17 protein-coding genes are annotated in these 21,108 nt (G+C 43.0%); 12 read left to right on the top strand and 5 right to left on the bottom strand.

What is annotated here, in order from left to right:
- The first annotated feature begins 1 nt into the window (after window position 1).
- The 11 genes from AC19MV_RS00215 (at window position 2) to AC19MV_RS00165 (ending at window position 16,508) form a co-directional block, all read left to right on the top strand.
- Complete coding sequence (locus AC19MV_RS00215; RefSeq protein WP_498305143.1) at window positions 2-2,134, top strand: VWA domain-containing protein; 2,133 nt, start codon at window positions 2-4, stop codon at window positions 2,132-2,134.
- Window positions 2,128-3,759, top strand: coding sequence for a BatD family protein (locus AC19MV_RS00210; RefSeq protein WP_498305141.1), 1,632 nt, complete (start codon window positions 2,128-2,130; stop codon window positions 3,757-3,759). The genes AC19MV_RS00215 and AC19MV_RS00210 overlap by 7 nt, the downstream gene beginning before the upstream one ends.
- Window positions 3,760-3,893: 134 nt before the next feature.
- Complete coding sequence (locus AC19MV_RS00205) at window positions 3,894-4,457, top strand: sigma-70 family RNA polymerase sigma factor (protein WP_432401792.1); 564 nt, start codon at window positions 3,894-3,896, stop codon at window positions 4,455-4,457.
- Entirely contained in the window at window positions 4,450-5,157 is a 708-nt protein-coding gene (locus AC19MV_RS00200) for a DUF3379 domain-containing protein (protein ID WP_160055596.1), read from the top strand. Before AC19MV_RS00205 ends, AC19MV_RS00200 begins: the two co-directional genes overlap by 8 nt.
- 135 nt (window positions 5,158-5,292) lie before the next feature.
- A complete protein-coding gene (gene putP / locus AC19MV_RS00195; protein WP_498305139.1) occupies window positions 5,293-6,750 on the top strand; it encodes a sodium/proline symporter PutP in 1,458 nt (485 codons plus the stop codon).
- A 413-nt stretch (window positions 6,751-7,163) separates the two neighbouring features.
- Window positions 7,164-8,447 carry an OmpP1/FadL family transporter gene (locus AC19MV_RS00190; RefSeq protein WP_498305137.1) on the top strand — a complete coding sequence of 428 codons (1,284 nt, stop codon included), beginning with the start codon at window positions 7,164-7,166 and terminating at the stop codon, window positions 8,445-8,447.
- Between the two features lie 208 nt (window positions 8,448-8,655).
- The gene (locus AC19MV_RS00185) at window positions 8,656-9,708 is read left to right on the top strand and encodes an efflux RND transporter periplasmic adaptor subunit (RefSeq protein WP_498305135.1); all 1,053 of its coding nucleotides are present in this window, start codon (window positions 8,656-8,658) and stop codon (window positions 9,706-9,708) included.
- 3 nt (window positions 9,709-9,711) lie between these two features.
- A complete protein-coding gene (locus tag AC19MV_RS00180) occupies window positions 9,712-12,954 on the top strand; it encodes an efflux RND transporter permease subunit (protein ID WP_498305133.1) in 3,243 nt (1,080 codons plus the stop codon).
- A 39-nt stretch (window positions 12,955-12,993) separates the two neighbouring features.
- On the top strand, window positions 12,994-13,206 hold the full coding sequence (locus tag AC19MV_RS00175) for a YgaP family membrane protein (RefSeq protein WP_432401781.1): 213 nt from the start codon (window positions 12,994-12,996) through the stop codon (window positions 13,204-13,206).
- Between the two features lie 30 nt (window positions 13,207-13,236).
- The gene (locus AC19MV_RS00170) at window positions 13,237-13,617 is read left to right on the top strand and encodes a rhodanese-like domain-containing protein (protein ID WP_498305131.1); all 381 of its coding nucleotides are present in this window, start codon (window positions 13,237-13,239) and stop codon (window positions 13,615-13,617) included.
- Window positions 13,618-14,063: 446 nt separating this feature from the next.
- Window positions 14,064-16,508: a S8 family serine peptidase gene (locus tag AC19MV_RS00165; RefSeq protein WP_498305129.1), complete on the top strand. Its 2,445-nt coding sequence runs from the start codon at window positions 14,064-14,066 to the stop codon at window positions 16,506-16,508.
- A gap of 67 nt (window positions 16,509-16,575) precedes the next feature.
- Here the strand turns inward: AC19MV_RS00165 and AC19MV_RS00160 are convergent, their stop codons facing one another.
- The 5 genes from AC19MV_RS00160 to AC19MV_RS00140 form a co-directional block, all read right to left on the bottom strand.
- Window positions 16,576-17,178, bottom strand: coding sequence for a CBS domain-containing protein (locus tag AC19MV_RS00160; RefSeq protein WP_498305127.1), 603 nt, complete (start codon window positions 17,176-17,178; stop codon window positions 16,576-16,578).
- A gap of 558 nt (window positions 17,179-17,736) precedes the next feature.
- On the bottom strand, window positions 17,737-18,273 hold the full coding sequence (locus AC19MV_RS00155; protein ID WP_432401773.1) for a YaeQ family protein: 537 nt from the start codon (window positions 18,271-18,273) through the stop codon (window positions 17,737-17,739).
- A 79-nt stretch (window positions 18,274-18,352) separates the two neighbouring features.
- Window positions 18,353-19,264 carry a precorrin-2 dehydrogenase/sirohydrochlorin ferrochelatase family protein gene (locus AC19MV_RS00150; protein WP_498305125.1) on the bottom strand — a complete coding sequence of 304 codons (912 nt, stop codon included), beginning with the start codon at window positions 19,262-19,264 and terminating at the stop codon, window positions 18,353-18,355.
- 7 nt (window positions 19,265-19,271) lie between these two features.
- Window positions 19,272-19,631 (bottom strand): rhodanese-like domain-containing protein, encoded by a 360-nt coding sequence (locus tag AC19MV_RS00145; RefSeq protein WP_498305123.1) that lies wholly within the window; start codon window positions 19,629-19,631, stop codon window positions 19,272-19,274.
- A 259-nt stretch (window positions 19,632-19,890) separates the two neighbouring features.
- Entirely contained in the window at window positions 19,891-20,208 is a 318-nt protein-coding gene (locus AC19MV_RS00140) for a putative signal transducing protein (protein ID WP_432401767.1), read from the bottom strand.
- 425 nt (window positions 20,209-20,633) lie between these two features.
- On the opposite strand from AC19MV_RS00140, the gene AC19MV_RS00135 reads away from it, so the two are divergent.
- Entirely contained in the window at window positions 20,634-21,035 is a 402-nt protein-coding gene (locus AC19MV_RS00135; protein WP_498305121.1) for a DUF3224 domain-containing protein, read from the top strand.
- Window positions 21,036-21,108: the final 73 nt, after the last annotated feature.

Below are 21,108 nucleotides of genomic sequence, written 5' to 3'. Positions count from 1 at the left end.
TATGTTGCATTTTATTCGACCAGAGTGGCTATTTGCCCTACTCCCAGTAGCCTTAGTCAGCTTATTTTTTTGGCGCAGACACAGCCAGCAGTCGGCGTGGAAGCAATATATCGCGCCTCATCTAAGTCAGCTGTTAATCACGCAAGGTACAGACAATAAAAGCCAGCCTAAATGGTTGTTAATCGCGTGCTGGATTATCGCGGTTATTGCCTTAGCGGGACCTGCTGTTAATAAACAAAACTTACCCGTATTTGCAACAGAGCAAGGCCGAGTGTTGATCATGGACATGTCATTATCGATGTACGCCACCGATTTAAGTCCCAACCGTTTGTCCTATGCGCGCTTTAGAGCCACTGACTTATTAGCAGAGTTAAAAGAAGGTGAAACCGGCCTTATTGCCTACGCTGGTGATGCATATACCATCAGTCCTTTAACCCGCGACACGGCAACCATTCTTAATTTATTACCGACACTATCACCAGAGATTATGCCGACAAAAGGATCTAACCTCTCTTCAGCACTGACACTTGCCGAAAATCTACTGGCGCAAGGCGGACATGTACGTGGTGATATTATTTTAATGACCGACGGAGTGTCAGATGCCCAATTCAATCAAGCCGCTAAAGCATTAAAAAATAGCCGCTACCGCTTATCCATTATGGCATTTGGAAGTAAACAAGGTGCGCCAATTAGTTTAGGTGATGGCCAATTACTGCGCGACAACAGCAATGAAGTGGTGGTGGCTAAAACAGATTACGGTTTATTACAAAAGTTAGCTCAACAACACCAAGGGATTTTAGTGCCCGCACAAACCGACGGCAGCGATATCAACACGCTCACCGACTGGTTAGCCATTGATGGTGATGCCACCGAAACAGAACTTGCCGGTGAATCTTGGCAAGATTTAGGACCTTACCTCGCAATGTTATTGGTATTACCTATGCTCATCAGTTTTCGCCAGGGATTATTGACACTTCTATTAAATCCCGCTTTTTTACTTGGCAGCCTTATGGGGTTAACGGCTATCAATAGCCAACCTGCACACGCATCGCTATGGCAAGACTTATGGCAGACTCAAGATCAACAAGCACAATCGGCGTTTGAACAAGGCGACTTTACCCAAGCCGCTGATACCTTTAAAGATCCACAATGGCAGGCATCTGCACATTACAAAGCCGGTGATTATCAGCAAGCCCTTGAAGGTTTTGAGCAAGATAGCAGCGCCAATGGTTTATATAATCAGGGTAATGCATTAATGCAACTAAGCGACTACCAAGAAGCCATTAAGCGTTATCAGCAAGCTATTGAATTACAATCACCTTTTACTGAAGCTCAACAAAATTTAGAAGTCGCAAAAAAGAAACGTGATCAACAAAAAGAACAATCGTCAAATCAAGATGAATCTGGCGAGGGTGAGCAATCAAACGATTCAAACTCAGATCAATCTAGCCAAGACAAGTCATCATCGTCTGAGCAATCACAATCTGATGAGGCCGACAATCAACAAGACGGGCAGCAATCAGACAATAATCAACAAAGCGATGCTGACAATCAACAACAGCAATCGCCGCAAGATGATGCGAGTGAGCAGGCTAATGACTCACAAAGCAATCAATCACAAAACAATGACCAACAAAGTAATCAATCACAAAGCAATGCTTCAGATGATTCACAGCAAGATAGCCAGCAACAATCAGGCTCTGAACAACAAGCGGATAAAGAGCAACAGCCTAATGACAATAACCCAGCGTCAAATGAGCAATCTGCTGCCGACAGCGGGCAAAATGATCCACAGTCACAACAAACAGGCCAACAGCCTAGCGACAGTGAACCATTAAGTAACGAAGCCAGCATGCAAGCTGCAACTGAAGCCGCCGAAGAACAAACTAACCAACAACAGCAGCAAATGAGTGCAAACGCAGCGCCACAAGCGCCGACAGAAAAACCATCAGAAACATCTTCTGAAGTGATTTCAGCATCGCAAGTGAATCCAAATGATTTACCTGCAGATATGCAACGGGCATTACGTGCCATAAACGAAGATCCACAAGTGCTCATTCGCAACAAAATGCAGCTTGAATATCAAAAGCGTCGTCAAAATAGTCAACCGTCAAAGGATAATGAACAGTGGTAATCAGAACTCTATTTAGCCTATTGCTATTTATTATTGCTTCACCCGCTTTTGCACTTAGCCAAGTGCAAGCCACCGTCGATAGAAATCCCGTGGCTGAAGGTGAATACTTTGTATTGGATATCGTGGCCGATGACGATCTCAATGCCGGTGCACTCGACACATCCGTCTTACTTGATGATTTTATTGTGGGTAGAACCAGCGTCGGTCGCAGCACTAAAATGGTTAACTTTGACACCACGCGCGAAACCCGCTGGCAAGTCTTATTGTCGCCAAAAACCACCGGGACTGTCATCATCCCAGCATTTAATATCAAAGATGTCAGCTCAACACCCATTGCCTTGAAAGTGATGCCATCGGGCGCATCAGCAGATGAAGTACAAAATGTCTTCATTAAAGTACAAACCAATGCTTCTGAAGCGTATGTGGGCCAATTAATTACATACAAAGTTAAATTATATCTGGCAGTAGAGCTACAGCGCGGCGTATTAAGTGCCCCCGCCGTTGAAGGCGCTCAAATTAAACAAATTGGCGAAGACAAAGACGGCAGTGAAATACTCGACGGACGTCGCTTTAGAGTCATTGAGCGCACCTACGGCATTATTGCCGATCTGCCTGGCGAGCTTGTCATCAATGGCGCAAGTTTTTCCGGTGATGTCTTAGTTGAAGCGCAGCGTCGTGGTGGCATGTTTGGCTTTAATGAAAGCCGACCGATGCAAACAGAAGCCGAGCGTGAGGTGATTCAAATCAACTCAACACCACCCAGTTATCAAGGTAAATGGTTGGTGAGCGACATCGCCATGTTAAAAGAAACCTGGCCAGAAGATGTCACCGAATTTGAGGTCGGTAGCCCAATTACCCGTACCATTAGCCTTATTGCCTCTAATACTGACGACACTAGCCTGCCCGATATTGATATCCCGCTAGCGGAAGGATTGAAAGCATACCCAGAAAAACCGCTTAGACAAACTTTTGTGCGCGACAATCAAGTGGTGTCGCAATACAGCCTGACGACCGCCATAGTGCCAACAAAACCTGGCACGTATGTCCTACCTGAAATTCGCGTGCCATGGTGGAACCCGCACCTTAAAAAGCAACAGTTTGCCACCTTGCCACAACGCACCATCACAGTGATTGGCAGTAGCGCAACCACTACCGATATTCCCGCAGCAGATAGTTTCACTCCAACAACAAACAGTGAATACTGGCCAATCGTCAGTGCTGTGTTTGCGGTGCTGTGGTTAATCACTCTCGTGTTATGGCGCAGAGCGGTGGCGGCAAGTTACTTATTCAACCCAGATGAAAGCCCAAAAAAAGCGAATACACCGCGAAAAACAGCCACCACAGGGCTAAACGCGATTATTCATGCATGTGACAGAAATGACAGCAGCGCGGCCATTACTGCAGTACAAGCCTATTTTAGCGAACGTTGTGGTTCAGCCATGACCTTAAGCCAAATCAGCGAATTATCACCGGCTTTAGCCCTTGCCATTAATAAATTGCAAGCAGACAAATACAGCCGCCAGCCTCAAGCGATGGATAAAAAATCATTGATGGATGCTATTTTGGCGTATAAAGAGCAGCCTCATTCCAAATCAACATCCCTCATCGCAGACCTAAATCCTTAATGGCTTAGTCTTTCACCTCAGTGTCCAGTAACGGCTAAGTAAAGCATCAACGATGGTGCTGAGGTGATTTATCTTGCTATTGCCGCTCGGGCTTTTTAAGCTACTGGACATGTTTAACTAAAAAAAGTTAAAAAATGTTCGGATCCCTACGAAAGAAAAAGACAGATGTCGCGGTCTTATCTGACATGGTAACAAAACAACGACGATACGATAGCCTTGTCAGGGCACTTCACACCGACATTTTCCGTTACGCCTTTTGGCTATGCGGAGATAAACATGTTGCAGAAGATATCACTCAAGAAACGTTCTTACGAGCGTGGCGTGCTTTGGATTCTTTAAAAGATGATAAAGCCGCAAAAGCCTGGCTCATTACCATTTTACGACGGGAAAATGCCAGACGTTTTGAGCGCAAACAATTTGACTATAGTGATGTTGAACAAGAGTTACTTGAAGATGTTTTTTCGTCAAGTAATGAAGATCAAACAGAACAATATTGGCTTCGTCGCCAAATAGGTAAGCTCGATATCGAATACCGAGAACCTTTGTTATTGCAACTGATTGGTGGATTTAGTGGCGATGAAATTGCCGATATGCTCGAATTGAACCGCAATACGGTCATGACGCGCCTATTCAGAGCTAGAAACCAATTAAAAGAAGCATTAGAAGCACCAGAGGTAAGAGGTCAATCAAATGGATGATCTACAATTTCGTCGTCAAGCATATGGCGATCCAAACAATCAATCCGACGAGTTTTTAGCGCACCTTGCTGAAAATGAAGACGATGCTAAATTTGTCAAAGACCTAAAAGCATTTGACCAAAAATTGACTCAGGCATTGGCTATTGATGTACCTGAAGGACTGGCTGATAAATTATTATTGCGACAGCAATTAAGCCAACACCAACAGACCAAAAAGCGTGGCCGATATATGATGGCCATGGCAGCATCGGTTGCTTTTGTCGTGGGCGTCAGTTTTAGCATGTTACGGTTTACCCCAGTGAATTTATCTGAGAACTCATTAGCACACGTTCACCATGAAACTAAAGCATTAGTGATGGAACAAGACATAGGCTTTAATGATGTTAATTTTAAACTGGCTAGCCTAAAAGGTCTGAGCGACTCTAAATTCATCAAACAACCGGGACGAGTGTTTTACACCTCATATTGTGATTTCCAAGGGGTAAAATCACTGCACTTGGTGATGGCGGATGAATTAGGTAATAAAGTCACTTTATTTATTGTGCCTGCTGAAAGTCGCATGGTATTAGAAGAAGCCTTTGCAGACAATCAATACAAAGGACAAAGCTTTCAAACAGCAAATGCCTATATGGTTCTTGTTGGCGAGCCTGCATCTGACTTAGATTTTGTCAAAAAAGAAGTCGAAAACACCTTTATTTAACACTGAAGTTGTATCACTAAAAATCCGCTATTCCATTGAATAGCGGATTTTTTTTGATCATGAAAAAATCAAAGTGTGAGCCAGCGCAAAGTTCTGCTAGGATTGCGACATAAAAATAATCTACAGGACGAAAATATGGAAATTCAAACACCAATCATCATTACATTTGTTGGATATTTAATCCTAATGATGGGCATAGGCTACTGGGCTTATCGTAAAACAGACACGGTAGACGACTATATACTTGGCGGCAGGAAAATGGGCCCGGCCGTAACAGCACTGAGTGTGGGTGCTTCCGACATGTCAGGCTGGTTATTATTAGGCTTACCTGGCGCGGTCTATCTCAGCGGTTTAGGCGAAGCATGGATAGGCTTTGGCTTGATTTTTGGTGCATGGCTAAACTGGTTATTTGTCGCCAAGCGCTTACGTATTTACACCCAAATGGCAGATAACGCCCTCACATTGCCAGACTTTTTCGAAAATCGTTTTAATGACAGTCATGGTTTATTAAGATTAGTGTCTGCTGTGACCATTTTAGTGTTTTTCACATTTTATGCATCTTCAGGCATGGTAGGTGGCGCAATATTGTTTGAAAAAGTTTTCGGCCTCGATTATACCGTCGCCTTGATTATTGGCTCGTTCATTATTGTGTCATACACATTTGTAGGTGGTTTTTTTGCCGTAAGTTGGACTGATTTTTTCCAAGGTTGTTTAATGTTATTGGCCTTGATTATTGTCCCCGTAGCCATATTTAGTCAGCCCGATACACAAGTTGGTTTTGAACAAATAGACCCTGAGATGTTGTCATTTATTAACGACAACACCACGGTTTTAGGTTTAGTGTCTTTATTGGCTTGGGGCTTGGGTTATTTTGGGCAACCGCATATTTTGTCGCGTTTTATGGCCATTGGCGATCCAAAAGATTTAGTGCTGTCTCGTCGTATTGCCATGAGTTGGATGATGTTATCGTTAGTTGGTGCCTTGGCCACTGGTATAGCTGGCAGTTTGTACTTTGCCGCTGAGCCATTAGAAAACGCTGAAACGGTTTTCATTAACTTAGCACATGTAGCCTTTAACCCATGGATTGGTGGCTTACTGATTGCCGCCATTTTATCGGCTATTATGAGCACGATCGACTCGCAACTGCTGGTTTGCTCGAGTGTGATTACCGAAGATTTTTACCTTAAATGGTTACGCCCTAAAGCCAGTGACAAAGAGCTGATGCTGGTAGGACGCTTTGGTGTTATCGCCATTGCTTTAGTGGCTGGCATTGTGGCCTTAAACCCTGACAGCAGTGTGCTAGGGTTAGTGAGCTACGCTTGGGCAGGCTTTGGCGCAGCATTTGGGCCGGTGGTCTTAATGTCATTGTTTTGGCGTGGCTATAGCCGCAATGGTGCAATATTAACCATTCTTGTTGGAGCGATTACCGTGGTGGTATGGAAACAGCTTACTGGCGGCTTATTCGATTTATATGAAATCGTTCCGGGCTTTTTATTAGCCACATTAGTTGGCGTTGTGGTGAGTAAACTGTCACCTCCTGCCCCTAAAACAATGGCTGATTTTGATAACTTTAATGCTGCGTTAAAATCATAATTTGCTAACGACTTTGCGCTTAATTAATCATTAGCGCCTAATCCACCATTCGCATTTGGATAACACAATTGCACTTGGGAAACACAATCTCGCCCTGAGGTTGTGTTTCTTTTCCCGCCGGCTTATTTACCCTCTTGTTTTTTAACGTTTATATTACATTTTGTACAAATGAATGTTTTTTAATTAATGTATTTCTTAAAAATGTGAGTGAAGCGTATTTACATATACTGCCATGCTATCAAACACCTAGGACACAGTCACAAAGCATAATTAACTTAATATTAACAACAACTAACATCTGGTCGGAGTTGTTAGTGGCATACCACTTACCTAAGATGCACCAGACTTTACGCTGTGAGTGGTCCAACAAGTTAATTCTTGTTCGTCACAGTAATAATAAATGGGAAATAATAATGAATAAGTTCAACAAGACTCTTCTTGCTACAGCAGTATTACTTGCTAGCACTCAAGCTTCTGCTGCAGGCTTTCAACTTAATAGCCAATCAGCAACAGGCATTGGCCGTGCAATGGCCGGCGATGCAGTTATTGCCGACAATGCCTCAGTGTTATCACGTAACCCAGCAGCAATGGCATTATTTGATAACTCCTCATTATCTCTAGGTGCTGTGTACGCCGATATCGATGTGTCTGTGTCTGATGTAACGGGTTCATACGGTGGCCAGGCTGTTGACTATGGCAGCGAACACGATGCTGCAGACTCAAAAGTCATTCCTAATTTTTATTATATTAATCCAATCGATGATAAATGGGCCTTTGGTGTCGCTGCATTTAGTAACTATGGTACAGGTACAGATTTAACTGCATTAGCAGACCGAACGCCAACCGTTGGCGGTAATACTGTGCCATTACCAACACCGGTAGACTTACTGGGTAACACCGAAGTGGTTACCATTAACTTAAACACCAGTGTGTCATACCGTATAAACGAGCAGTGGAGCTTAGGTTTAGGCCTTGATGCCGTATATGGCAGCGGAACGTTGACTCGTACCACAGAAAACCCACAAATAGGCAGTATTGTTGACGTTGAAGCCGATGGTTGGGCGTTAGGCGGTATTGCTGGTGTGGTATATGAAATGAATGAAAATAATCGTTTTGGCCTAAGCTACCGTTTAAGCCCAACATTAACCGCTAAGGGTGATGTTAATTATGCTTATTCAGAATATAACGAAATTGATATCCCAATTGCCGATATTGCTCAGTTTGCCGGTTTTCACCAGCTAACCAATGATTTTGCAGTGCATTACACCGCACAATGGACTAACTGGAGCAAGTTTGACCGGATCGAAGTGATCGACGGCGACAACGGTGTTTCGCAAACTGACTTAAAAGAATACCACTGGAAAGACTCGTGGTTCTTAAGTTTAGGCGCGACCTACAATCTTACAGAAGATTGGACATTACGTGCAGGTATTGCCTCAGATGAAGGTGTTGTTGATCAGCACTCATCATTGTCAATCCCAGATTCTGATCGCACCTGGTATACCGCCGGCGTTAGCTATGATTTAACCAATAAATCTAGCATTGATTTTGGCATTGCATTTGTTCGCGGTGAAGATGTTACCGTATTAGAAAACAGTGCCATCCTGCCTATGGTACCGGGATTAGACAGCGAGATTTCAGCACAAACTCGCTCAAATGCGGTGTATTACTCAGTGCAGTACAACTACAGTTTTTAAGCCTGTCGGCATGTTAAATGCCTAACATGCAGCAGTGGTAAACACTAATAGGGTTTACCACTTCTGATCTATCCAACTAAACCGCCTTTAACTGGCGGTTTTTTTATATCTATTAGGACTAATATATAAATTTTTCTAATACACCTATTGCGTAAAAAACCAAAGTCCATTAGAATTTTCTTATAGACTTTATATAGGTGCTACCATTATGTCTCGCTTACTCACGTCATTTTCTCTTATTGGTGCACTATGCACTGCGATTTCTTTTCCGATATTTGCGGCATCTGAAGCATTTGATACACTGACAATACAATATTCTACTCATGCACAGCCACGCGTATTTGACGCAAAAGTAGAAGCAGTTAAAGCGGCTACGGTATCAGCACAAACCTCTGGTCGAATTATTAATATTCATTACGATGTGAATGATTTGGTACCTCAAGGCGCTGCATTACTTGAAATTACCAATAAAGAACAAGGTGCAGGACTGGCAGGCGCAGAAGCGGAACTCGCAAAAGCCGAAGCCGTAAACAGTGAAGCTCAAGCACAGTACACGCGTTATAAAGAATTATTTCCCAAAGGTGCCATATCAAAAGGGGCGATGGATGAAGCAACAGCAAAAGCAAAATCATCCGCACAAGCAGTAAGCAGTGCTAAAGCTCAGCTTGTTAAAGCCAACGAAAGCTTAAATTACACGATTGTCAGTGCGCCTTTTAGTGGCCGTGTTACCCAGCGTTTTGTCGAACAAGGCGAAACCATTTCATACGGTCAGGCACTGTTTTCTGGTTACGACACTCAACATCTTAGAGTGGTGTTTCAAGTATCACAGCAAGATTTACTCAGCATTCAACAACTTGAGAATATCCGCATTCAATTAGCTAACGGCAAGGTCATTGAGGCGAACGATATCAATCCATTTAACTTTGCCGACCCGATCACTCACAGCCATGCTGTACGCGTCAATTTTATTAACCCAAACGACACCGACAACCTTGTTGGGCAATGGGTAAAAGTATTGTTTGAGCAAACGAGTCAACCAAGCTTAATGGTGCCAATGTCTGCGATTCATCAGGTAGGTGATCTCACCTCTGTATACCGCAAAAACGGTGACAAAATTGTACTCAGCCAAGTGCGATTAGGGTTTATGGATAGCGCCAAACAACAAGCTGAAGTGTTATCGGGTTTGATGCCATCGGATGAGATCATCATCGACGCGGCACAATACTTAATTAATGCCAATGTCACCAAGGTGAAGGAGTAATTTATGTCACCTTCAGAGCGCTCATCTCGTTTAGGCATCTCAGGCAAAATCGCCAGTGCGTTTCAACACAGTGCAATAACGCCTTTATTAGCCATATTGGGGTTATTGTTAGGTATTTTTGCCGTCATCATTACCCCTAAGGAAGAAGAGCCGCAAATCGATGTGACCTTTGCCGATGTATTCATTCCATACCCTGGCGCTACGCCAACCGAAGTTGAAAACCAAGTTACCCTTCCGGCTGAACAGATTATTTCAGAAATTAAAGGCATTGATACCCTGTACTCATTTTCGCAACCTGACGGGGCATTAATTATTGCGATTTTTGATGTCGGTGTACCACGAGATGAAGCCGTGGTTAACCTCTACAACCAGTTATATTCCAATAGTGATAAATTTAATTATGCTGCCGGAATTGGTGAACCGCTCATCAAGCCTCGTGGTATCGATGACGTGCCGATTGTCGGACTCACTTTATGGTCGAAAGACCCTAACATGACAGCGGAGCAGCTAACCTCGGTAGCCTCTGTGGTAGAAACGGAGCTTAAACGGATCCCTGGCACCCGCGAGATATACAGCCAGGGCCAACATGAGTTGGTGTTAAATGTGCGCTTAGACCCCATCAAGATGAACAGTTATGGCATCACATTTACCGACATCAGCAGCGCGTTACAAGACAATAATCAGACGTCTGCATTAGGGTCACTCACGCAATACAATCAAGAAATCAAACTGCAAACCGGCGAGTTTTTACGCAATATCGATGATGTAAAGAATTTATTAATCAAGGTCAATCAAGCCACCACAACGGGCGCTGCTGGCGTAGTGTATTTGGCAGATGTTGCCGACATTCAATTACAAAGCGACATTCCTAAACAAAGTGTATGGCATGTTAATCAACAAGGCAGTTACCCCGCTGTAACCATAGCCATCGGTAAACAAGCTGGCCAAAATGCCGTCGATATTGCCAATGCAGTGTTGGCCAAAGTTGAGGCGGTCAATAATGTGCTGATCCCTGATAATGTTGAGGTGGCTATCTCACGTAATTACGGCCAAACCGCCGGTGACAAGTCCAACACGCTTATTTTTAAACTGATATTTGCGACTTCTGCTGTAGTGCTATTAGTACTGTTCACTATGGGAGTTCGCGAGTCCGCGGTGGTGGGTATTGCCATTATCATTACCCTCGCTATCACTTTGTTTGCCTCGTGGGCGTGGGGATTTACCTTAAATCGCATCTCGTTATTTGCGCTTATCTTTTCCATCGGGATTTTGGTCGACGATGCCATTGTGGTGGTTGAGAATATTCACCGTCATATGGCGCTCAGTAATAAATCCATCAGCGAGCTTATTCCGCATGCTGTCGATGAAGTGGGTGGCCCCACTATTCTAGCAACGTTCACTGTTATCGCGGCGTTACTCCCCATGGCGTTTGTATCAGGCTTGATGGGGCCTTACATGAGCCCTATTCCTATTAATGCCAGTATGGGTATGCTGATATCATTGTTAATTGCTTTTATCATGACCCCCTGGTTAAGTAGTCACTTGCTCAAACCACATAAACATCACAGCAATGATGATCATAATACCGAACAAGAAACGGCACTTTCCCGCTTTTTTACAACGTTAATGAGTCCATTTTTAATCGGTGAACATGCCTCTAAAGCCCGTAAAGGATTAATGCTTGTTATCACGTTGCTTATTGCATTTGCCGTGGCGTTACCGGTATTTCAAGCGGTAGTGCTCAAAATGCTGCCGTTTGATAATAAGTCTGAGTTTCAAGTAATGGTTGATATGCCTGAGGGAACACCAGTTGAGCAAACTCAGCGTGTACTGCAAGAGTTAAGTCAATACCTGACAACCGTTGAAGAAATTGAGCACATTCAGCTTTACGCTGGTACTCATGCGCCAATGAATTTTAACGGTTTGGTAAGACATTACTTTTTACGCAGTAGCCAAGAACTAGGCGATATTCAAGTCAATTTGGTGGATAAAAAGCACCGCGATCGCGACAGTCACACTATTGCATCATCAGTACGTGAACCCTTACAACGTATTGCCTTGCAATATAACGCCAACGTAAAAATTGTTGAAGTGCCCCCTGGACCACCGGTGTGGTCACCCATTGTGGCGGAAGTGTATGCTCCAACAACACAATTACGAGAGCAAGCCGCCAATGACTTATTACAGCGGTTTAAAAATACTGATTATGTCGTCGACATGGACATCTTCTTACCCGCTCAACAACAGCAATGGCAAGTCGTGATAGACCGCAGTAAAGCGCGTTTACTTGGCGTGTCTTACAACAGCATTATCGATGCGATTAACAGTGCAGTTAATGGCAATGACGCCAGTTATTTGCACATACCTGAACGTAAGCACCCTACGCCAATTCGCTTACAAGTCGATGAAGCTGCAAAAGTGAATTTACAGCAAGTACTGCAATTGCGGGTGGCAAGTCAAAACGGCGCTCAAATTGCCCTTACCGAACTGGTTACAGTTAAACAACGCACCATTGATGCACCTATTGTTCACAAAAACATGGTCCCGATGATCATGGTTGTTGCTGATATGGCTGGCCCTACGGGTAGTCCATTGTACGGGATGTTTGACATGGTGAGCCAAATTAACCATGAAGCAGAACAAGGTGAGCTTAACTACCCTATTGAACAACATTTAGTTAACCAGCCAGATGGGTTAACTGATGTGGCCATTTTATGGGATGGCGAATGGAAAATCACCTACGAAACCTTCAGAGATATGGGCATTGCTTATGCCGTTGGTATGATTGCGATTTACTTACTGGTCGTCGGACAATTTAAGTCTTATGTCGTCCCCTTAGTGATTATGGCTCCTATTCCATTAACCATTATTGGTGTTATGCCGGGTCATGCATTATTAGGGGCGCAATTTACCGCACCGTCAATGATTGGCATGATTGCACTCGCCGGGATTATTGTTCGAAACTCGATTTTGCTGGTCGATTTTATTAACCAGCAAACGGCTGCCGGCTTGCCATTAGAGCAGGCTGTCATTCACTCTGGCGCGGTCAGAGCCAAACCGATTATGTTAACCGCGATGGCGGCCATTATTGGTGCCCTATTTATTATCGACGACCCTATTTTTAATGGGTTAGCGATAAGCTTAATTTTCGGAATTTTTATCTCAACCATTTTGACGCTAATTGTGATCCCAATACTGTATTTTTCAGTGATGAAATCAAAAATGGCTGCAAAAATTACTCAGTAGTTATTTTGTTATTGGGCATTAAGCCCAAAGGAGCTCTCGATGTCGTTAGAAAGAAGTATTATGGCCTTTGCTGGCTTTATGATTTTGTTGTCTTTAGTGCTTATGGCAACCGTTAGCCAACATTTTATCTGGCTTACTGTGTTTGTTGGCGCTAACCTATTCCAAAGTGCATTTACAGGTTTTTGCCCTGCAGCGATGATCATGAAGAAATTAGGGATTAAAACGGCAGCGCAAATAGCCTTAAACAAATAACCTCTGTAAAGGTTAACAATAAGGAATCTTGTGTTGAAAAAAGCTATTCTAATCACAATAAAACCAATATTGGCAGCATTGTTTATGGTGTCGGCGTGGTGTGCAACACCGGCGTTGGCAGTAGAGCAACAACCCAATGTGGCATGGCAAAAAATTAATAATAGCGCAACGTTAATCGATGTGCGCACCCCTGAAGAATTTGCAGCTGGTCATGTGAAGGGGGCTATTAATATTCCATTTCAAAATATTGTGACAGAGCTCGGAAAACTCAACCTCGCCAAAGATACTGAAGTCGTATTGTATTGCCGCAGTGGTCGCCGCAGCGGTATTGCTCAAAGTGCATTAGTCGATCAAGGTTATACCGCCACATACAATGCGGGTGGAATTGACTCATTAATGTCTGCACAATAATCATTTATGGCCTTAATCACATTAGGGCCATATATTTCTACATGATAGCCTCACAATCGAATGTCGACACTAAAGCCATTGCAACTCGTCATGTTTTATCTTCTTAATGATGGCCTTCTGACTGACTAGCTGATGCCAAATAAAAATACACGAATAAGTGTCACATAATCCAACTTTTTAGTTAAGCGCTTTCATCGAACACAACCCCCTACAAATGCAGTAAAACCACGCAACAACCTCACTCCACAAGAGAATACTAATTCAATAAAATCTAATAAAAATTCAAAATCAATATGTTAGAACACTTGTTAAAAAAGATCTTTTGTTAACATTTTATTTACAACAGGTTAATTTTTGATTACATTTTATTCCGTTAAGCAAACATAGCTTATCGATAAAACATAATTAGAAAGACAATATTTAACCCTGATAACATGGAAGATAAAATGAAAAAAAATCAACATAAGGCTGTTGTGCTTAGCATGACAGCATTGGCGTTAGCCATCTCAACTCAAGTCAATGCCGCACCAAGCCCGTTAACCCTTTCTTTAACAAATCAACAGATTGAACAACAGCCCCCTTTGCCTAAGCGTTATATCGTTAAATTTAGAAACGACAATGCAGCGCAAGTGATGAGTAATATTGCACTTAGCCAAAGCGCTAACGATGTCACTGATACCAGTAGTATGGACTATCAACCTCGTACCAATGAAGTCTTCAGCCAGCTAAGAGCGCTTAACAGTGTTAAAGCACGAGAAATGAAACGAATTGGTCGAAGCAATAGTTATTCAACCAAGCTCGACAGCACGTCTATTAGGGCATTGCGTCTGCGTCAAGATGTCGAATACGTAGAAGAAGATTTACCGCGTCGCTTATTAGCTGAAACCACCCCGTGGGGGCAAACTTATGTCGGCGCGACAGTATTGAGTGACAGCCAAGCAGGAAACCGTACCATTTGTATTATTGATTCGGGTTACGATCGCAGTCACAACGACCTAAGCGGCAATAATGTCACGGGGACCAATAACTCAGGTACCGGCAACTGGTATCAGCCAGGCAATAATAATGCGCATGGTACACACGTTGCGGGCACCATAGCGGCGATTGCCAACAATGAAGGCGTGGTGGGTGTTATGCCAAACCAAAATGCCAATATTCATGTAGTTAAGGTGTTTAACGAAGCCGGATGGGGTTATTCTTCTTCACTTGTTGCGGCTATCGATACCTGTGTTAATTCAGGTGGCGCGGATGTGGTCACAATGAGTTTGGGCGGCAGCGGCTCAACCACCACCGAGCGTAATGCATTAAATACCCATTTCAATAATGGCGTATTATTGATTGCTGCTGCAGGTAACGCCGGTGACAGCAGTTACAGTTACCCAGCATCGTATGACAGCGTGATGTCTGTTGCTGCGGTAGACAGCAATCGCGACCATGCTGCATTTTCACAATACACCGACCAAGTTGAGATTTCTGGCCCGGGTGAAGCGATTTTATCAACGGTGACTGTCGGCGAAGGCCGCACTGCAGATATCACTATTGCTGGCCAATCTTACTTTAATAATGGTGTTGTTCCGCATAATCGCTTAACGCCATCTGGCAGTAGCTATGCGTCAGCACCCATTAACGCAAGCGCTACTGCGACATTGGCAGAGTGTAGTGTCAATGGCACAAGCTTTAATTGTGGCAGCATGAGTAATAAAATTTGTTTGGTGGAGCGTGTAGGTAATCAAGGCGCTAGCTACCCAGAAATCAACGCCGTTAAAGCGTGTAAAACCGCAGGTGCAAAAGGCATTATTGTTTACAGTAACACCGCATTGCCTGGCTTACAGAATCCGTTTTTAGTTGATGCAAACAGTGAAATTACAGTGCCATCTATGTCTGTTGACCGCGCAACAGGTTTAGCGCTACGAGCCAAAATTGGCCAATCGGCTACGGTTTCAAACTTGGGCAATCAAGATTATGAATACTATAACGGCACGTCAATGGCGACACCGCATGTGTCGGGCGTCGCAACATTAGTGTGGAGTTACCACCCAGAATGCAGTGCGACTCAGATCCGTGCAGCACTAAATGCAACGGCAGATGACTTAAATGTGGCAGGCCGCGACAACAAAACTGGCTTTGGTATGGTCAATGCTACTGCTGCAAAAGCTTATCTAGATGAATCATGTACTGGCCCAACCGATCATGGTACCGGCTCAGGTGATAACGAGCTTGAAAAAGGGGTAGTTAAAACCGGTTTAGCTGGGGCAAAAAGTGATGAACTTTATTATTCGCTTGATGTACCAGCAGGGGCAACAAATCTAAGCTTTACCATGAGTGGTGGTACGGGTGATGCTGACATGTATGTTCAGTATGGCGCTTCGCCAACCACGAGCAGTTACGATTGTCGTCCGTGGAAAAGCGGTAATGCAGAGTCTTGCCCTATTGCTACGGCGCAATCAGGAACCTATTACGTGATGGTACAAGGTTACAGTGCCTTTAGCGGCGTAAGCTTAGTGGCTAATTATACTGCGGCAAGTTCTGGCAGCGGAACGGGTGGTCCAGCGATTTACACCAATACAAACAACTATACCATCCCAGATAACAACACCACGGGGATCACTAGCCCTATCACGGTAAGCCGTACGGGCAACTCTGGAACGGTATCGGTGTCGTTAGGTGTGATCCACACCTATATTGGCGATTTAAAAATCCAACTGATTAGCCCAACAGGCCAAAGCGTTGTGTTACATAACAATACCGGTGGCGGAACCGACAATATTACCCAAACGTACAGCGCAAAAATGACAGGCGTTGAGTCGAGCGGTGTATGGACACTGAAAGCGGTTGATAACGCTAACAGAGATACGGGTTATATTGATACTTGGACTTTAAGCTTTCAGTAACAGTCTTTGTTGAATTAAAAATAGCCACATTATGTGGCTATTTTTTTGTTCAACAATGCGTAAAATATTAAAAGTGTGGTTGTAATGTATTTAATACCGCAGGCTGTTGAATTTTACTGATCACATCAAAAATCGCTGCAAATGAATTGGGAGTACTGACATCGACCGCTAATTTTAATCTGCGAGCAATATCATTAGCTGATAGCACACCACGAATAGCATGATTTTTTCTATCTAACACTAAACAATGCTGCTGGCCCGCTGACTTTAACGTTTCAATTACGTCGCCAATTCTGGCATAGCTTAAGTCGTCATAATCGATAGCTTTTAACTGATCTTTGGCAATCATAAAGTCTGTGACGTTAAGTTGTTCACGTTGGTGCCCTTCAGCGACGCGTTTTAAAATCTCTTGGTTGTGTAAAGATTCAAAGCTTATCAAGCCAATAAATTCATTTTTATGATTAACCACTAATTTAAGACGTACATGAGACTTTTGCATCAAGCTTTCAACTTCTACAGCAGATGCATTAGATTCAATCACTAACGGGGTCACTTTCTTAAAGTCAGTGAAGATATTGACAGCAGAAGAAAGGATTGATATATCTTCGTGTGCTTCTGGAGAGGTTAACTCGTCGATTTTCTCTACTGGGTATAATGCTAATTTTTTCACAATAACATCCTTAATCAACTACCACCGCAGAATAACAAAATCATTGTTAATCAAACGGATAAGATAAACATATTGTTTGAAACATGCTTTGATTATCTGCCTGCGATTTTATTAGTACAATACCCTTTGAATTAAACTTTATTCATAATTAGTAAATTAAGGTTAAATTCACATTGTAATGATATGCAATGTGCTAAGCGCTTAGCGGCATTAAAGTAGTCGCATTAAAAGGCGCTTATCATTAAAAGCTTATCTTGATGTTTAAAAAGCGAATATTTTTGGTGAGATAAATACCTAGCTCATATGCTAATTAATCTGCTAACTAACCTGATAACTAATATGATGTGATAACCAATCTAATGTGATAACCAATTAATATGATAACCAATTAATATGATAAATAATGCAGAGTTAACACAGCGATGAGACATCGCTGTGTTTGATTAAATAATGTTTGAGCCTTAACACGAGAGGAAGCGTTAATATTAACTGCCTGACTCCCTCAGGATAAAGTAGGCCTAATGCGAATAACCAAAGGTCGAGTACCCCAAGTGCTCATTACTTAAGCTTTTCAGGTTCTATCATGACGCTGTTGTCTTTGTCAGAAAACCATACTTGCCCTTCACTAATACTGACTTGAAGCGCCATATTACGAGTGACAAAGACCTCGAGTTGCTTAACGGCTTCTTCAGGAAAGTTAACTACCGACAAGTTGTCATAACGACTTAATGCTTGTTGGTTTTGTTGCCACCAAATAGGCACACTGCGCCCGCCATAGGTATACAAAATAACTTGCTTGGCTCGGCCACTGGCTTTACGTAACCACTTTTCATCAGCTTGACCAAACTCAACCCACAAGTTAATTTCATCGCTTAAACTTTTATCCCATAATTCGGCTTCGTCATCGACACATAACCCTTTGCTAAACGCTAATGACTCCGATGCATTTAGTGCATAGGCTAATAATCGAACCATCATCCGCGTATCGGTTTCTGAAGGGTGCTGAGCAAGTGTAATAGCATGATCAGCATAGTAATGACGATCCATATCAGCAATTTGAAGTGCAACTTTATATACGGTAGCTTTGGCGGCCATTAGGCGATCTCAATAGGCATAAAAAAGCCGAGTCTACTACAAACTAGACTCGGCGTGTTAGTTGAGCACGCTTAAAACGTTATAACGCACCCGGTCGCAAATGTTTTGCCATCGGGAAATAAGCAATTAACTGAGCCACTTTGTCAGGGCTGGCGACAATCAGCATACGCTCGCCTTGCTCATAATGATCCGCAATCTCACTTAATTTAGGAATAGAGGTTCTATTTGCATCTCGGCGCAACAACTCATTGGTATCGCTATCAACGGCTTCATCACTAAAAATCACATCCAGTTTTTGCAATAATGGCATTGCCGCTATCGGTAACAAGTTTGCTGGAGTGTGCTCGGTCAACAATAAAATTTCACCTTGACGACTCATCTCTTGAAAAGCATCTGCATAACGCTGTTCAGTGAGATTATCGAATTTATCTTGATTGCTGTTAAAGAAGCGCTCCCAAAAGAGTCGGCGGTCTTTACCGTCGGCGAGGGTTTGCTGAACTTCCTCGCGTTTACTGGCCACAAAGTCAAATAATGGGGCTAAAGATGGTGGCAACATGGTTTCTAAACGTGAGCGGATAGTCCGAGCAAAAACAGGCGCAGCACCCGCGGTGCTAATCGCAACAACTAAGCGGCCACGGTCGACAATTGAAGGGGTAATAAAGCGACAATACGACGGATTATCGACCACATTGACCCAGATACCACGTTCATTGGCTAAGTCAGCAAAATCCATATTAAGCTGTTCATTTGCTGTGGCTAAATACACGATATCCACATGTGCAATATCGGCATCTGTCACTGCACGACGTGATAACGTAATACGTCCCTTTGCATGATAGGTCTCAATATCTTTAGCAACGTCAGGTGCAATAACATGAATAATGGCATCTGTACGCGACAACAAATCGAGCTTTCTCGTTGCCACCTCACCTGCGCCAACAAGCAACACACGTAAACCTTGAGTATCAACAAACAGTGGAAAATATTGCATTTAAATCTCAGTCTTGAACAATAGGGAATTGATGTTGGATCCAGGCTCGATAACCCCCAACCATAGAAGCAACTTGGGTATAGCCCATCAATTGCAAATTATAAGCTGCCAATGCAGCACGCTGGCCTGCACCGCAGTAGAGCAAAACTGGCGTATTTTTATCCGGAAAACGGTGTTCAATATCTCGTTCAATAATACCGCGACTTAAATGCTTAGCATTAGGCAAATGCCCCTGCAACCATTCATTGTCTTCACGTACATCGATTAATTGCCATTGTTCTTGTTGCTGATACTGCTCGATAGTCACTAACGTAACATGGGGCATAACTGATTCAACTAAACGAGCAAATGCAGGAGAGGCTTGCATAACGAGTCCTTAAAAAGATAACGCCACTTGATACAATGGCACCTACATACGTCAAAACCATAAAAAAGGTTTATTCAATAGCTTAAGAAAATAACAATTTTATACAAGTGTTTAGATAGATTTTATCTGTCTGTTTCAGTGAATGTTACGTAATATTCGTTAATCACTCATTAAAATAACAGTGGGAGGATTCATATCAGTTAATTGATATAGCTTATGAGTGTATACCCAATCACAGTCACCCACTTGGCTATAACATTCAGTTATGCGTTTCACTCTTTTGCGCGCTGCACTGCCAGCATAATTCAAAGCTGCCTTCATTTATTTCATGGCACTGAACACATTGCCATTGTGGCTGTTCTATTTCGAGGGCATCAAGTAACGTTTGTGCAGCTGCTAACTGGGTGTTCATCACCCATAATTCGACAGTTTGCATTTCGATAGGAAGGCCACCCACGCCACCTATCAGCGCTTCACCTTTAAGATCAACTTCAATACCACTGGTTTCCAGTAGCCCTTTCCATGTGTGAGCCTGTAACAGATTGCCACCGGCCAATAATACTTTTCGTTGTTCCATGCGTTATCCTACTGCATTGCTCTGCTGGCAAATTTTGTTTAATCCTACTGCCTCAACTAAAATCTGTCGAGTATTGTTTATAATACCAATCCGCATTAAGTAAGTGACCACTCAGAATGCGTCCAGCGTTTTTTGATTACGGCATCGCAATGCTGTCATGGATGTTCCCTTTCAAATAGCGACAACGCAAAGTAAAACTGCAGGGGCATTCCTTTCTGGCGAGTGTAAAAAAGGCTTACACTGCATTGCATGACTTCGAAAGAGAACCACTATTCATTCATGCACCTTATTTAAGCCCTTTTACACTCTCGCTTAATCATCACTTATTAACACGGAATGGTATAAATTGGACATTTCTGTTAAACAATGATTACCTTAAGCTTATCGATAACATAGAGCAAAGCTCGTGTTCAAAAGGACTCAACATGACCAAGGTTGTCTTAAAAGGCGTTTTTCAAATCACCCAATGGAATGAAACGTCATACGCAGAGCATGACGATGGCACGAAGCAAACGATTGCAAACATAAAACAAACTTACTCTGGAGACATCACCGGCTTGGCGGAGATCCGTTATGTAATGTCATATCAACAAGATACTACTGCGGTATTTACCGGTATAGAGGAGCTAACGGTTACAACACCAGAAATCACAGGCCGGATCATATTTCAGCATAATGGAACATTTATCGCAGGCGTAGCTCAAAGCCAATTTACGGTTATTGCGGGTTCCGGCACACAAAATCTGACAGAATATATTGGTCAAGGCGAGTTTACGTCAACCGAGAATGGTCAAGCTGAATATGTGATAACGTTTAACTTACCTTAATAGTGGATTAATCACTGCATAACGTTCGCGTTATATCACGCCAAAAAACACGCTATAAAATAAGATTATTATA

The sequence above is a fragment of the Shewanella sp. MF05913 genome (assembly GCF_059758095.1).
The sequence above is the reverse complement of the archived record's forward strand: the minus strand, read 5'-3'. Positions and strand labels throughout refer to the sequence as shown.